A 14183-nucleotide genomic window follows, 5' to 3' on the forward strand; every position below is an offset into this window, starting at 1 on the left:
CGCTACTTAATGAAGTTTCATGACTCCTTCTTCCTTCTGCTTCAGAAATCGTTTTTTCAAGTAAAAATCTGCTATAATTCTCCAATAATCTCTCAGTTACTATGCAAGTAGCGCGCACAATATCTGACGAAATAGCAGAATACTTATGAGTGATGTATGTGAGATAGTCTGTAGTTAAGCTCTGCACCGTATATGAAAAATATGCTCAGAATATAGAAGAAGAGCAAAGCCGCAATAACTCCGGTAAGATTTCCATATATTGTGTCTAAAACGTGAAAAGTTGATAGATACCACGAAAACATCGTGGATGATAAAGACCATAAAATGGTCACAATTACGGCACCGGGAACAACAACAAGGATTTCCTGCTTTAAATTTGGCACAATGAAGTATATCCAAGCTATAGAAAGGAAAAGCATTAATTTGATTAGGGCAAAGCGAAGGATTGCCCAATGCACATCAACCATTTCAAATATAATAGGCAACAGTGTTATGCACAATGTGCTCAACATCATGAAAACTACTATTACCAAGAACTGCAAAATGCTGAACATCCGGCCTAAGATATACGGAGGTGGTGCTGAGACTCTGAGCGCCCTGTTTAGAACATTTCTGATGCCTTCTATGACGGATGACGCAGTCCACACGACTCCAACAATAGCAAGCGTTAGTAAGCTCTGAGGTGGACCAGAAAGTATTTCCTCAATTCTAGGCAACAGAGCTGCCATTGTATCATACGGAAGCTCCCAAGACAGAAAATCAAAAAGCTTGTCATACAGAACACTGTCCTTGTCCATGACACTCAATATGCTTGAAGTCAATGCGTTGAAAAATACCAGAAACGGAAATAACGACAGAAGAACCATAAAGGACAAATACCCAGCATATTCCATCCCAGCATGGTCGCGGAAATCTATAATCGCTTTCCGGGCACAGTAAAAGAACAACACCACTCCGCGTGAAGCTCTTGTTAGCATATGCTGAAAAAACGCCATATCTTCTTTTCTCCACTAACAGTGCATAGAAAGCTGCTTTTCTACAGCACTGCAAAAGCAACACACCCCCTTTGCCTCAAAATGTCTTTGAATGCTAGTTAAGTGTGAAATGAATACCTATTAGCAGCTGTTCCTCAAACTATTACCAGCAGCAAATCCTTATACAAAAAACAACAAAACCTATTATGCCTAGCCACTCTCACTCAAACGCCACTCATAAGACAACAAATTTTTATAGAGCAACTGTCAAGGCATGTACAAAGCACAGAACACGATGTGCCCTAACCTTTGCTTCCCTAACTATATAAATAAAAAGGCATAACATGGAAAGATTGTACATAACAACAATGTTATACTAACAGTGACTGACTATAGCTAAAACATGCTATGGTACCATAAGGTATGCTGTAGGGGTACATACCTTATGGTACCCCTACAGCATACCTGAAGTGCGAGATAGTGAACCCAAGTTATGAACGAGTTCGAGTTTTTAAGCAAATACATACGTCCCATTTTACAAAGTGGCGTGGATTCTGAAAACGATGATGCTGCACACGTGTACTTTCCAAAGTCTTATCTCATTGCAACAAAAGACGTGCTTGTAGAAGGCGTGCATTTTATGAAAAGCGCAAAACCCACGCTTTTAGCCAAAAAAGCACTTCGGGTCAGTTTATCGGACATCGCTGCTATGGGAGCTATACCACATTCTTACCTCCTGGGCATATCTCTTCCAAAGGGTATAACTGAAGAGTGGTGCGAGGAGTTTTCATGCGGGCTAAAAGAAGATAATGATAACTTCGACATTAAACTTGTTGGAGGAGATACAACTAGTAACACATCTGATATTATTGTAATTAGCATCACTGCACTTGGTGTTCCAGGAAAGAGTATTTTATCTAGATCTAATGCAAAAGTAGGAGATTCACTATATGTTAGTGGAACAATCGGAGATGCAGCATTAGGTCTTTTATCCTACCAACAGCTAATCTCCGGTGAATATCCGTACCTGAAGTATAGGTATGACTTGCCAATTCCCAGAGTTGGTTTGGGAAGACTTCTCTGTGGCGTAGCTTCTTCATGTATTGATATTTCAGATGGATTGCTGCAGGATGTAGAGAGGGTATGCAAGCTTTCAGGTGTGGGTGCGAATATCTACGCAAGAGCTATTCCACTATCTGAAGAAGCCCAGATAATAACCTCAATCAACAAGAACATGTTTGAGCATGCCATAACCGGAGGAGATGATTACGAGCTTGCTTTTACTGTACCTGAGGAAAACATCCAAACCCTACTGGGAATAGAACGTAGTACAAATGTAAAAATAAGTAAAATCGGGACGATAACTCCAGAAAAAAAGGTTCGTATATACACACAGGATGGGGCAGAAATACACGTAAGCAAGAAGGGCTATATTCACTCTTTTGATTAAATTTAATCAATAATTAGTTGAAAATCGCCATATTAAGATGTAGGCAACCCCTTGGATGTTGAATATTGAAAATTAAATGGAATTTCAGGAAACAAAACGCAGCGAATATCTTGGCACGCGAGTGCAGCCTCTGAAAAGCCCACAAGTATTAGCTTGATTTTACCTGTGTATGTGGCTATGTCACCAACAGCATAGATCTTATTTCGTATAGTACGACAATTGGACTGCTGAACTGGTATATGGAAGCCGTCTACACCCAATCCCCAGTTTACTATAGAACCTAGGTTTGCAGATATACCGAAAAACGGCAGTAAGAAATCAGCTGCTATTGATATTTCCTCTTTGGTAGATATATTTCGCACTATAACACTATCGAGATTCCCTTCGCTTCCTGTCAGGTTAGCAAGTTGGTATGGGACCAATACTTCTATTTTTCCTGCACTTGCAAGCTCTTCTAGCTCCTTCAAAGTATTTGGTGCACAGCGAAACGACCTTCTTCTGTGAACCACATACAGTTTTTCAGCCACTTTTGCTAAGTTTACGGCCCAATCCGCTGCGGAATCACCTCCTCCCGCTATAACAACTTTCTTGTTACTAAATGTGGAAATCTGACCGACACTATAAAGCACAGACCTACCTTCGTACTCGGCTATTCCATCAAGTGGGGGGCGATTTGGACCAAAGCCACCAGCCCCGGCAGCTATAATTACGGCTTTACAGCGGATTTGTACGTTCTTATTTGTTTCCAAAATAAAGCAATCTTCTTTTTCTACTATATTTTCGACAGTTTGCCCCATGATATACGTAGGCTTAAAAGGTGCAGCCTGTTCTTTCAGCTTGTCTACCAAAGCACTTGCTGTGATCTCAGGATATCCAGGGATATCGTAAATGGGCTTTTCAGGATACAGAACAGAACATTGACCTCCAAGTATGTCAAGAGAGTCAACAACACATGTACTCATTCCCAGCATTCCTGCTTGGAACACAGTAAAGAGCCCTACAGGACCGGCACCTATTATTGCTACATCGCAAGAAGAAATAATCCCCACCTGTTTCTCCCATTTCTGTCAAACACCACTAAAGCACTTATACAAATCACAACAGAAGCCGTTTCTTGTAATATGTCAAATTTGTTTTATCACATAGGCAGTATGTTTGTCATCCTGTACTTCTTACACGATAAGTTCTTAGATACGTTTCAGTACAAGTGATGAACTATGCAAAATGTAGCATAGGCACCCTCGTACCTTTATTACTCTCTTCGAAGAAGTAAAACATGTATAAACGCTACGCAATTCTTGCTACACCAATCCTAACCTAAAACCACTTCTGTCGTGATGCTGTTAACAGTACAGGGTATGGCTTGACCCTTTCTATCCAGAGCAGGATACAGAGTAATATAGACTACATTTTTCCAAAAATCGCAAAGATATACCATAGATCAAGCCAAGCCTGCATAAGACACAGACAACAGCAGTAAAGAGCGACCATTACGTAAGTAAAAAGCGTTTAATCAACGCCTGAGACAACCATATCACCAAAGCGTAAAGTCGGAGAATTCACAGATCTAAGAAACACTAAATCGTTTGCGGGCACAGCGCTAGCAAACATATCGCGCAAATTTCCCGCAACGGTAATTCCGCTGACAGGATATGTAATCACCCCATCCTCAATCATGAAGCCAAATGCCCCTTGGCTATAGTCACCGGTTGTGAGATTGACCCCAAAACCGAAAAGATCAGTAATATATAGTCCCCTTTTTATATCTGACATTAAACCTTCTACAGAATTATTTGAGCCAAGTAAGAAGAAGTTACTTACTCCTGGAGAAACAGAAGCGTTATCGCTCCGGCATGCATTTCCTGAAGTGTTAAGGGATAGCTGCTTGGCTGTACGCATGTCAAGAATCCAGCTTTTCAGAATTCCGTTTTCTACGACATTTTTTCTTTTGCCCACAATACCCTCTCCATCAAAAGGCCTTGATGATATTCCACCTATCATAGTTGGATCATCCACAATGCATATGTCACTACTAAAAAGTTTTTTACCCATGCTATCAGAAAGAAAAGAGGTCTTATCAGCAATGGAACTGCCATTTATTGCTGACGCAAAATTGGATATAAGAGAAGAAGCAACTCTGTTTTCAAATAGTACAGGAATTTTGCATGTTTTAAACTCACGAGCGTTTAGCCTCCGTAAAGCCCTGCGAGCAGCATCCTTACCAATAGACTTTGGATCCTCTAGATCGGAAAAACGGCTTTTAACAGAAAAACTGTAGTCAACTTCCATTTTGTTATTATCAGACGCAACAACAGACACGGAAGTGGAAAAGTATGTTTTTTTATACGAACCACAAAAACCCTTAGTGGTCATTAAAACGACCTCGGATGAGGTATGAGAGAAACTAGCGCCTTCGGAATTTACAACTTTATCACTTGCCTCCAACGCTGCACCTTCCATATCTAGAAGTATTTCCCTTATTCCATCAACTTCTACTGTGGTATCATCAAAAAGCTCCAAGTCGCCGCCACTATCTGCATAAACTCCCACTTCTTCACTTACAGAAAGATATGGATCCTCCGGGGACAGTTTTGCCATATTGATTGCAGCTTCCACCAGCGCCGAAGACCTATTTAAATCATTGGAAGAGATGCACGAATACTTCTTTCCATCAACAATAACCCTTATTCCAACCCTATTTCCGCTATCTTTTAGCATCTCCTCAGGCTTCATCAGCCTCTGTGATATAGAAGTAGACTCATACTTACTTAGAACTACTTCTCCCTCTACGCCACGAGCCTTTACCAGCTTTATTATGTCGTCAGCCACGTTTAAAGCATCCAAAACACACTCCCCCTTTTACTTAAACTTTCAGCCTATTAAAGAACTCATCACGCAAGTAACTGCTATTCTCAAATTCACCAAGCATCTTACTAGTTTGCACCCTTAAGCTGCTGCACCCAGTTATATTCGCATAACATTCTACGCATCTATGCTTAGCTTCAAGTAAGACTGCTACTCCTCTCGGTTCTAGAATATCAACCATACACAGTGCTATTTGCTTGGTAAGGCGCTCTTGAAGCTGCAACCTACTTGCAAAACCGTCAACTATTCTTACTATATCACCTATGCCAATCACCTTTTTGCCAGGAATATATGCTACATTAGCTCTGCCTCTAAAAGGGCTCATGTGATGCTCACAACTGGACGTGAAACTCATGTCTCTAACGACAACCATTCCCTCCGTGCACGAGTCATTTGCAAGCAATTCTTGCTTTATACTTCTGCGATCATCCTCCCCGAATTCATATCCCCGGAAAGATCTTCTGTATGCATCCAGGACTTTCTTAGGTGTATCACGGAGACCTTCTCTCCCAGGAAAGTCACCTATCCACCGTATTATAACCCTTACAGCTTCTTCTGCTTCCTCTAGTGTTGGCCTATCACTACCTTCAGAACCCATTATCTACCCTGCAGCCTCACATCCACTTACAATCTCTATCAAATCTCCCGTGATTGCGGCCTGTCTTGAGCGATTATAGTCAAGAATTAGCTTCTTAAGCATAGACTGCGTATTCGTGTTTGCGGATTCCATAGAAATCATCCTGCTACAGTGCTCACACGTTACACTCTCACATAAATACAGGTAAATCCTACCAACAATGCTATTAGCCCATAGTTTTCTGCCTATCTCCTCACGACAAGGGTCATAACTCCATGTAGAACTATCTTCCACATCCTGTTCCTCATCATCTTTCTTACGGCCAGCACCCAGTACCTCTCCCACTACGGGCTCATGCAAACTTATCGAAGTAAACTTGCAATAGAGGGCAGAAACAGTGCTAAAGCTTGTTAGATCAACTCCAAGTTTGTAGAACAAGCCCTTAAATGAGTCAAAGCTTAGACCCTTAGGCTGTTGTACTACACCTAGCACCCTAACATTCTCACCTATTGATCCACGCACGGAATCATATGCCTTCCTTCCGACAAAGAGTAAGTTGAGCTCAGTCTCACCACTGTGACTACTTAGATATCCACGCAAAACCTTTACTATCGAGTGATTAAAACCACCACATAACCCTCTATCAGAGGAAAAGACGATAAGAAGGCTACTGCTTGACTCATCATTAACTCGGCTATACGGATGGGAACCTGACATTTCCATCACCCTATCGCAATACTGCCGCGCATTTACCAAGCTACCACGTGCAGCACGAAATTTTGATGCTGAAATCATCTGCATCACTCTAGTAGTCTTCTGGATAGATTTAACACTTCTTATCCTTGCGATTAGCTCTTGCCGTCTTGTCATTCACACCACTCCTCTTTTCGTCCACAGTATATTAAGTTTTGATACATTCACAAGCCCTAAAACATCAAAACAGAAGTTACTTTTACCGTATAAGATAACCTGATTTTAGAAAGAATAAATTGCTATATCCATTAACTCCAATTTATATCTCACAGATGCTATAATCCAACAATAGAAACAAAGTTACAGTCCCTCTCTGCCCAAAAAGCAAAACCTAATCTCTCTGATTAGGTAATACCCCAGCTCACACTTTGAGTAGAAAATGGCACTGGCACTTGAATCTCACTTTCAATTCACAAAAATAAAAATTAAACTAATTAATAGTGGAGAACAGAAATAATCCTTCATCCTATCACTGCGTCGTTTCAGGTGGAAGTTATATGTTCCATGTCCTTTCGGCAGTTTCTACCCTTAATCTTGTAATCATCACTTTGAAATAATGAAGCAGCGCCCGTACAAGTTAATACAACACATAAAAAGTAGAACAAGCTAGTCGCATATAAAGATAAACAGAAGAAATCCACAAAACCATTAGAAATGGCAGGTAACACACTTCTTAAAAAGTATTTAATCCAAATTAAAGGAGTACAGGAACCTTAGGAATGTCTGATACAGACCAATGTCTATAACATGCCGTTTTCCTTCGCTTTAAACTTACTACCAATCATTTTTAGTTATTGAAAGTACACAACTCATACTGAACTTCTGCATGAGTCATATTCCTTAAGATTGTCGTCAGCTTTGCCATTTGTAGATTAATTTGCGCTTGACATCTGCCTCCACTCGGTAATACTTGACCTTGTTCTTTAGTAGCTTCAATGTCTGATAATTCAGATGGCCACGCCCGGCCGATGACCATAAATTTTGGTCCACAGCATCCTGCTGCGCATGGGGTGATGAGATTAATACTAGAAATGAGTGGCGAGGTAATAGAGAGGATAGATCCTCATATAGGGCTTCTGCACAGAGGAACCGAAAAACTCATTGAATATAAAACTTACATGCAGGCACTGCCATATTTCGACAGGCTAGACTACGTCTCCCCAATGTCGCAAGAACATGCATATGCTTTGTGTGTGGAGAAGCTACTTGGCTGCGATGTCCCTATTAGAGCGCAGTACCTTAGGGTTATATTTTGTGAATTAACAAGGCTTCTTAATCACCTGCTAAATGTCGCTTGCCAAGCACTAGATGCTGGCGCAACTACGCCGCTCTTATGGATCTTTGAAGAAAGGGAGAAGATACTTTCTTTTTATGAAAGAGCGTCAGGAGCAAGATTTCACTCAGCGTACATAAGACCTGGAGGTCTGGCTGCTGATGTCCCCGAGGGGCTGTTGGATGATATACACAAGTTTGTAAGGAAATTTCCCAAACTATTAAATAAAGTGGATGATCTACTGACAGAGAATAATATCTGGAAGCAGCGCAATGTTGATATAGGAAAAGTGACGAAACAGCAGGCGTTAGATTGGGGTTTTTCTGGCCCAATGTTAAGGGCATGTGGCATTCCTTGGGATTTAAGAAAGAGTCAGCCTTACGAGATATACAGTATGCTGGATTTTAAAGTTCCTGTAGGAAACAATGGGGATTGCTACGACAGGTATCTTGTTAGAATGGCTGAGATAAGGGAGTCCATTCACATACTTGAGCAATGCCTCGAAAACATCCCTGATGGGCCTATCAAAACCGATGATAGGAAAATAGCTCCTCCAAAACGTGAGGAACTGAAGTATTCTATGGAAGCGTTGATACATCACTTCAAGCTATTTTCTGAAGGGTATAGAGTCCCTCAAGGAGAGGCATATGCCGCTGTTGAGGCTCCAAAGGGCGAATTTGGGGTATATATAGTTTCTGATGGAACTACTAAGCCTTATAGATGCAGAATAAGGTCGCCTGGGTTTGCGCATTTACAGGCAATAGATGCTATGGCGCGTGGGCATATGCTTGCAGATTTACCCTTAATCATAGGATCATTAGATATTGTTTTTGGGGAAATAGATAGATGAAACCCACTGATCAAGAGCCATTCAGATTCACCGAAAGCAATCTAGAGGAGGCGTACAAATGCATAAGTAGATACCCTAAGGGTAAGCAAGCAAGTGCTGTTATGCCACTTTTGCACCTTGTACAGAAACAGTCTGGTGGGTACGTACCCAGCTCAGCTGTTGAATATGTTGCAGATTTTTTGAGCATGCGTCCTGTGCATGTGCGCGAAGTTGTTGAGTTCTACTCTATGTACAACACTAGCCCAATCGGGAAGTACTTCGTGCAAGTGTGCAGAACGACGCCATGTTGGCTCAGAAAAAGCGATGACATACTCAAAACCTGTAAGAAGATCCTCAATGTTGATGTAGGGAAGACGACAAAGGATAACCTATTCACGCTTCAGGAAGTTGAATGCTTGGGTGCATGTGTTAGTGCTCCTGTAGTTCAGATAAACGACGACTATTATGAAAATCTAACTGTAGGGTCAATCACTGACATATTGCATAAACTAAAGGAACAAAATGAAGGTTAGAGAAATCGTACTTGATACAGAAACTACTGGCCTGGATGCCGATGGAGGCGATAGGATTATTGAGATTGGATGTGTTGAGCTCGTTGATTTTGTAGCTACAGGACAGATTTTCCATGAGTACGTTGATCCGGAACGTGATATATCCATCGCCGCAACAAAGGTGCATGGGATTACGAAGGAGACGCTCCTAGGCAAGCCTAAATTTAAGGAAATAGCACAAAAGCTGCTGGACTTTATTCAGGATAGCACCCTGATAATACACAACGCGAGATTTGACCTAAGGTTCCTTGAGGTTGAACTTGAGCGATTTGATAGAAATTACGTAATCAAAAATAAGGTAGTTGATACTCTTGAGGTAGCGAGAACAAAGTTTCCTGGCATGCCTGCTAGTCTGGATGCTTTATGCAAAAGGTTCAATATATCGACTCAGGATAGGCAGTTTCACGGAGCGCTGAAAGATGCATCTTTGCTTGCAAAAGTATATATTGAGCTCCACGATGCATCACAACGCCGCCTTATGTTCTCTCAAGAACAAAAGGCTACTGAGGATTCTAAGGAAGAAATTACTGTATCCCCATCACTAAGGCGCGAATTTCCGGTATGCGAAAAGGAAATAGCGCTACACAGGGAGTGTTTGAAGAAGATAAATAACCCAATTTGGAACCTATATCTTGAGAAAGCGAAGGCTTAGTATTCTTTTCTTACTCTTTAATCTTTACTTTATAAAACAATTTATCGCTATTTTTCAAAGTAATACATCTATCTTTCTAAGACATTAGATTAACATTTGTTTCTGTTCATCCGTTCTAATATCTTGCTTAATTTACCCCTCTCTTAGCACACTAAAATTAGTACGAGATAAAGATCATCACTCTGAGCAGGATAAAAACAATGCCAAATTATGGCATGTGACATCATGCCATTATGTTTGTACTCAACTGAACTAGCACGTTTTACAAAAGTTATCTCGTAGTGACTTAAATTGTCGTTGTAATCAAACAGTGACTCTGTATCGAAAATCTCATACTAGACTTGTTCTGCGAAAAACTGGACTTGTATGCGTACACAAGAAGTTTTGCTATACTCCAAGACTGCGCTATCCCCTTCAATGAAAGTATGGCCCATCTCAATAATCCTATCGCCTCCATCGGCATCCAGGCCAGTAGTTTCTGTATCAAGTACGATTTCTCTAACCTTCATTTTGTTCCTTTAGTTTATGCAATATGTCAGTGATTGACCCTACAGTTAGATTTTCATAATAGTCGTCGTTTATCTGAACTACAGGAGCACTAACACATGCACCCAAGCATTCAACTTCCTGAAGCGTGAATAGGTTATCCTTTGTCGTCTTCCCTACATCAACATTGAGGATCTTCCTGATCAGGTGTTAGTACTTCTGGTATTCCTACTGTAGAACATTCAAAGTGACAAAATAACTTGAAGCTGTGCAGTGAGGAGGATAAGGTTCTTTTATCACATAGTGTCGGCTAAGCTAAAAATAAGCCTATTCTTGAACTTCTGAGTTTTAGATCATCATTGCTATATGGAGAATTCAATACCTATAACCGGTAGTATAGGATACTTTACCCCTTCCGCGAATTTTAACGATGGTAGGCTGGTAGGTACATGTAAACCTATGTATATCGAAGTGATGTCCCCTATTCCGTATCTGATACTGCAAGACATGTGTAACGGGTATCCCTGACCCTTTTCGTCTTTTATCCATAAGCGCATACTGCTTCCTAGTGATAATTTCCTCAGTAGGAGGATTCCTTTCTTTTCCCAAGATAACTCGGCATACGGAAGTGCATCACGCATCACCTTTTTACTTATGTCTTTTAGCATATCCCTGCGCAGGTAATTCACTCTGTATGAGTATCCCATTCCCGCAGAGAAGTTACCAAAACTGCGAGTTCTCATAACATAGCTGATACTCGCTAGTGCGCTGTAGTTCTTTTCAAAATGCAATGTGTCTTCTGTGGGCGATGAGCTATTATTAGTCGCATCAGAAATATCAGACTCTTGATTCGATCCAACCGCTTTCTTCTCTGATTCTGAAGCCATAAAAGGCAATAAATACTTCCCACCTTCTTGGTACAAGCCAAGAGTTAGCTGCAAATCAGCTTCGATTACGAGTGGATTACGTTTTGTTTTCTCATTAGCAGCATTACATTCGCATGATAAAAGCACGCTTGTAATTACATAAAATACAGCAAGCGACGAGTAAAGTTTTTCGCTTCTCATTCCATAAGTGCCATGTATTGCCCATCCTATAACACTGCGTTCCAAAATACGCAACCACAATAAGAGCATGAGAAAGAGGGGCAGGACGTTTTTAACTTGTTATACGTAGTAGGCGACAAATGCATTATGTTAATTTATTAAATAATTTGCTAGAAACCTCGCGAATTTTATTTAAACTCCATATTTTAAAAGTCATAGGTAGCTTTTTGTGCTGGCAGATATAAATACTGTAGCATACATTGGCGTGTGTACCGTAGATGTTGTCGCACAGGTACATATGTCTAATGGTATCCCAGCATTTAACATTGTTGGTATGCCAGATAAAATTGTGGGCGAATCGCGTGAAAGAATTAGAGCAGCACTGGCATCCATAAATGCCCATCTCCCTCCTAAACGCATTACTGTGAATTTATCTCCTGCAGGAATATTGAAAGAGGGTAGCCACTATGACTTGCCAATAGCCATAGGCATTCTATCAGTCATGAAAATAATAAAAAAGCAGGAAAGTCTTCGTTCGTTCATTGTGCTAGGCGAACTTTCCCTAGATGGCAGTATCTCATCAGTAAGTGGCGTATTAGCCGCAGCTGCTCTTGCAAAAAGAGAAAGAAAGGGAATAATTTGCCCATATACAAATTCCAAAGAAGCCGCCTTAGTAGGTTCTATAAGTGTTATAGGAACAAATCATTTGCTGCATACCATAAAGGCAATCAATGAGAGTATCGCAGATCACGCGTTAAACAGTAGCTCATGCTTGGTGCAAGATCATGATAAATCATATATCCAAAAGAGCAAAGCAGCGTCTATTGACATGAGTGACATCATTGGACAAGAAGTTGCTAAACGCGCTGCATTCGTTGCAGCAGCGGGAGGTCACAATTTTCTTATGGTAGGCCCTCCAGGTACTGGAAAATCTATGATAGCCAAGAGTATTTCGGGAATATTGCCTGATTTGAGCCATGAGGAAGTGATTTCTATAAATGTCATCTCGAGTATCACGCACAATGGTCTAGATCACTTAGTGACAACAAGGCCATTCCGCGAACCGCACAGTTCAGCATCTATGGCATCAATGATAGGAGGAGGAAACAAGGCTTTGCCTGGTGAAATCACCTTGGCTCACAATGGGATTTTATTTTTAGATGAACTACCTGAGTTTGGAAGGGCAACGCTTGAAGCTCTTCGCCAGCCAATGGAGGATAGAAAAGTAGTAATTTCACGGGCCAATGCGCATGTAACATATCCAGCAAATTTCCAACTTATTGCAGCAATGAATCCATGTAGATGCGGCTACCTTAATGATCCTGAGAAGAGATGCAAAAGGGCTCCGCAGTGTGCTCAGGAATACCAAGGCAAAATATCAGGCCCCATAATGAGCAGAATTGACATAAAAGTAGAAGTGGCGGCTATCAGCGCATTTACGCGAGGGCTGTGCACTGCAAAATCTGAAACCTCAGAGATGGTTAGGTGCAAGGTAATTGCTGCAAGGAAGTTACAAAAGGAAAGATACGGATCATGCGACATGAATAATGCCTCTCTCACTCCTAGCGAAGTGGAATCTTTCATAGTCTCATACATGACGCATGATGCTAAAGCTCTCTTTTCACATATCCTAGAGACAAATAAGCTTTCGAATAGAGACTCTGTAAAAATCCTAAAGGTGGCACGGACAATTTCAGATATTGAGGCTAATAAACATGTCCTTCCAGAGCATATAGCGGAAGCAATGAGTTTGTCTTGCAGTAAAGTTTTCTGTATATAACATGCGCCACAAAAGCGGGAAATGCGATAATTTGCGCTGCAGGGTAGCCCTTCAGCAGTTACGAATAGAAACTAGAAACAGTCATGCCATATGTTCAGATTCGCAGTATCCTTATTAACTAAAGTACAAGCAATAGCTTACTTACCAGGCATTAAAATATCACAGTAAATACCCGCAATTGCTTTCTCTAGAATTAGAAAAAGGTAGCTAAAACAAAAAATTTTACACTCGTTTTATCTCGCACTAAATTAAAGTTTTTCTTTAATTAAATCTGATAACTCATTTTAATACAATTTTATTGTATACTTTAAGTATAAGAAATATATACCTATATTTCCCCGTGAATTATATTTGTTTAATGCTCATTTCTATAAATCCTCATGCAGTTAATGCAATGATATAAAATATCCAGCTAACTGCATTTTAGTTTTTGTGCTTGAAGCATTGTGAACGTCTATTTTTCAGAATACAAACTTGGGAAAGTTGTGAATTTTTAATGGTAACCGCAATTTAAGTTACCATGAGATGACCTTCAAAAAGGTTCCAGTAGTTGATCACATACATGACGGGATTATTTCGTATACCGAATTCGGCATCATTTCCTGCTCAGAGTGAAGATTCCTATCCTATGCTGTCTTATTGTGATGAGAGAGACGTGAAATAAATTGGACGGGAAACGAATAAGCAAAATACTAAAGTACACAGTAAACTTTACGCTACCCTCCGTTGAGTATCATTGAATTTCACCAGGTTCAGCAACTAGATGTGGTAGAACCGAATAATCATCGTGAACACGGGTGCAATTTGTTTCGCAACATATGGAGATAGCAATGCGGAACAGACCCTATTTTTCAAATAGATAAAACAGATAGAAAAATATAAAGGCAACGCAAACGCGTGTGTCCATCTTGCGTCCATTAATGCAA

11 protein-coding genes and 2 pseudogenes are annotated in these 14183 nt (G+C 40.6%); 5 read left to right on the forward strand and 8 right to left on the reverse strand.

Features of this window, described 5'->3' with window-relative positions; all coding sequences use genetic code 11:
* Positions 1-143 precede the first annotated feature (143 nt).
* Positions 144-995 carry a YihY/virulence factor BrkB family protein gene (locus tag PGW94_RS03500; RefSeq protein ID WP_271758697.1) on the reverse strand — a complete coding sequence of 284 codons (852 nt, stop codon included), beginning with the start codon at positions 993-995 and terminating at the stop codon, positions 144-146.
* Between the two features lie 472 nt (positions 996-1467).
* Here PGW94_RS03500 and thiL point away from each other — a divergent pair, with 472 nt between their 5' ends.
* On the forward strand, positions 1468-2424 hold the full coding sequence (gene thiL, locus PGW94_RS03505; protein ID WP_271758699.1) for a thiamine-phosphate kinase: 957 nt from the start codon (positions 1468-1470) through the stop codon (positions 2422-2424).
* Between the two features lie 32 nt (positions 2425-2456).
* On the opposite strand, the gene PGW94_RS03510 is transcribed toward thiL, so the two are convergent.
* The 4 genes from PGW94_RS03510 to PGW94_RS03525 form a co-directional block, all read right to left on the reverse strand.
* Positions 2457-3467 carry an NAD(P)/FAD-dependent oxidoreductase gene (locus tag PGW94_RS03510; RefSeq protein WP_410519528.1) on the reverse strand — a complete coding sequence of 337 codons (1011 nt, stop codon included), beginning with the start codon at positions 3465-3467 and terminating at the stop codon, positions 2457-2459.
* Between the two features lie 466 nt (positions 3468-3933).
* The gene (locus PGW94_RS03515; RefSeq protein ID WP_271758702.1) at positions 3934-5268 is read right to left on the reverse strand and encodes a TldD/PmbA family protein; all 1335 of its coding nucleotides are present in this window, start codon (positions 5266-5268) and stop codon (positions 3934-3936) included.
* 19 nt (positions 5269-5287) lie between these two features.
* Entirely contained in the window at positions 5288-5887 is a 600-nt protein-coding gene (folE, locus tag PGW94_RS03520) for a GTP cyclohydrolase I (protein WP_271758704.1), read from the reverse strand.
* A gap of 3 nt (positions 5888-5890) precedes the next feature.
* On the reverse strand, positions 5891-6736 hold the full coding sequence (locus PGW94_RS03525) for a FoF1 ATP synthase subunit gamma (RefSeq protein ID WP_271758706.1): 846 nt from the start codon (positions 6734-6736) through the stop codon (positions 5891-5893).
* Positions 6737-7554: 818 nt separating this feature from the next.
* On the opposite strand from PGW94_RS03525, the gene PGW94_RS03530 reads away from it, so the two are divergent.
* The 3 genes from PGW94_RS03530 to dnaQ are packed head-to-tail and all read left to right on the forward strand — an operon-like array spanning position 7555 to position 9945.
* Positions 7555-8742 carry an NADH-quinone oxidoreductase subunit D gene (locus PGW94_RS03530; RefSeq protein WP_271758708.1) on the forward strand — a complete coding sequence of 396 codons (1188 nt, stop codon included), beginning with the start codon at positions 7555-7557 and terminating at the stop codon, positions 8740-8742.
* Entirely contained in the window at positions 8739-9254 is a 516-nt protein-coding gene (gene nuoE / locus PGW94_RS03535) for an NADH-quinone oxidoreductase subunit NuoE (RefSeq protein WP_271758710.1), read from the forward strand. Before PGW94_RS03530 ends, nuoE begins: the two co-directional genes overlap by 4 nt.
* Positions 9244-9945, forward strand: a complete 702-nt coding sequence (gene dnaQ, locus PGW94_RS03540) for a DNA polymerase III subunit epsilon (RefSeq protein WP_271758712.1) — start codon at positions 9244-9246, stop codon at positions 9943-9945. Before nuoE ends, dnaQ begins: the two co-directional genes overlap by 11 nt.
* Before the next feature lie 428 nt (positions 9946-10373).
* Here dnaQ and PGW94_RS04505 read toward each other — a convergent pair.
* From PGW94_RS04505 to PGW94_RS03555, 3 genes and pseudogenes are all read right to left on the reverse strand, one after another.
* Positions 10374-10454, reverse strand: a pseudogene (locus tag PGW94_RS04505) (DNA polymerase III subunit epsilon); the annotation flags it as partial.
* A pseudogene (locus PGW94_RS03550) lies at positions 10444-10632 on the reverse strand (NAD(P)H-dependent oxidoreductase subunit E); the annotation flags it as partial. The pseudogenes PGW94_RS04505 and PGW94_RS03550, both read right to left, overlap by 11 nt.
* A 161-nt stretch (positions 10633-10793) precedes the next feature.
* Positions 10794-11543 carry a hypothetical protein gene (locus PGW94_RS03555; RefSeq protein WP_271758716.1) on the reverse strand — a complete coding sequence of 250 codons (750 nt, stop codon included), beginning with the start codon at positions 11541-11543 and terminating at the stop codon, positions 10794-10796.
* Between the two features lie 163 nt (positions 11544-11706).
* Here PGW94_RS03555 and PGW94_RS03560 point away from each other — a divergent pair, with 163 nt between their 5' ends.
* Positions 11707-13257, forward strand: a complete 1551-nt coding sequence (locus tag PGW94_RS03560) for a YifB family Mg chelatase-like AAA ATPase (RefSeq protein WP_271758718.1) — start codon at positions 11707-11709, stop codon at positions 13255-13257.
* Positions 13258-14183 lie beyond the last annotated feature (926 nt).

Origin of the sequence: Candidatus Anaplasma sp. TIGMIC (assembly GCF_028204095.1) — a bacterium.
Lineage (GTDB): Bacteria > Pseudomonadota > Alphaproteobacteria > Rickettsiales > Anaplasmataceae > Anaplasma.

What these genes read in the sequence shown, in the direction of transcription:
- thiL (WP_271758699.1), top strand. Translation starts at nt 1,468, where the DNA reads ATGAACGAGTTCGAGTTTTTAAGCAAATACATACGTCCCATTTTACAA.
- dnaQ (WP_271758712.1), top strand. Translation starts at nt 9,244, where the DNA reads ATGAAGGTTAGAGAAATCGTACTTGATACAGAAACTACTGGCCTGGAT.
- PGW94_RS03530 (WP_271758708.1), top strand. Translation starts at nt 7,555, where the DNA reads ATGTCTGATAATTCAGATGGCCACGCCCGGCCGATGACCATAAATTTT.
- folE (WP_271758704.1), bottom strand. Translation starts at nt 5,887, where the DNA reads ATGGGTTCTGAAGGTAGTGATAGGCCAACACTAGAGGAAGCAGAAGAA.
- PGW94_RS03525 (WP_271758706.1), bottom strand. Translation starts at nt 6,736, where the DNA reads ATGACAAGACGGCAAGAGCTAATCGCAAGGATAAGAAGTGTTAAATCT.
- nuoE (WP_271758710.1), top strand. Translation starts at nt 8,739, where the DNA reads ATGAAACCCACTGATCAAGAGCCATTCAGATTCACCGAAAGCAATCTA.
- PGW94_RS03500 (WP_271758697.1), bottom strand. Translation starts at nt 995, where the DNA reads ATGGCGTTTTTTCAGCATATGCTAACAAGAGCTTCACGCGGAGTGGTG.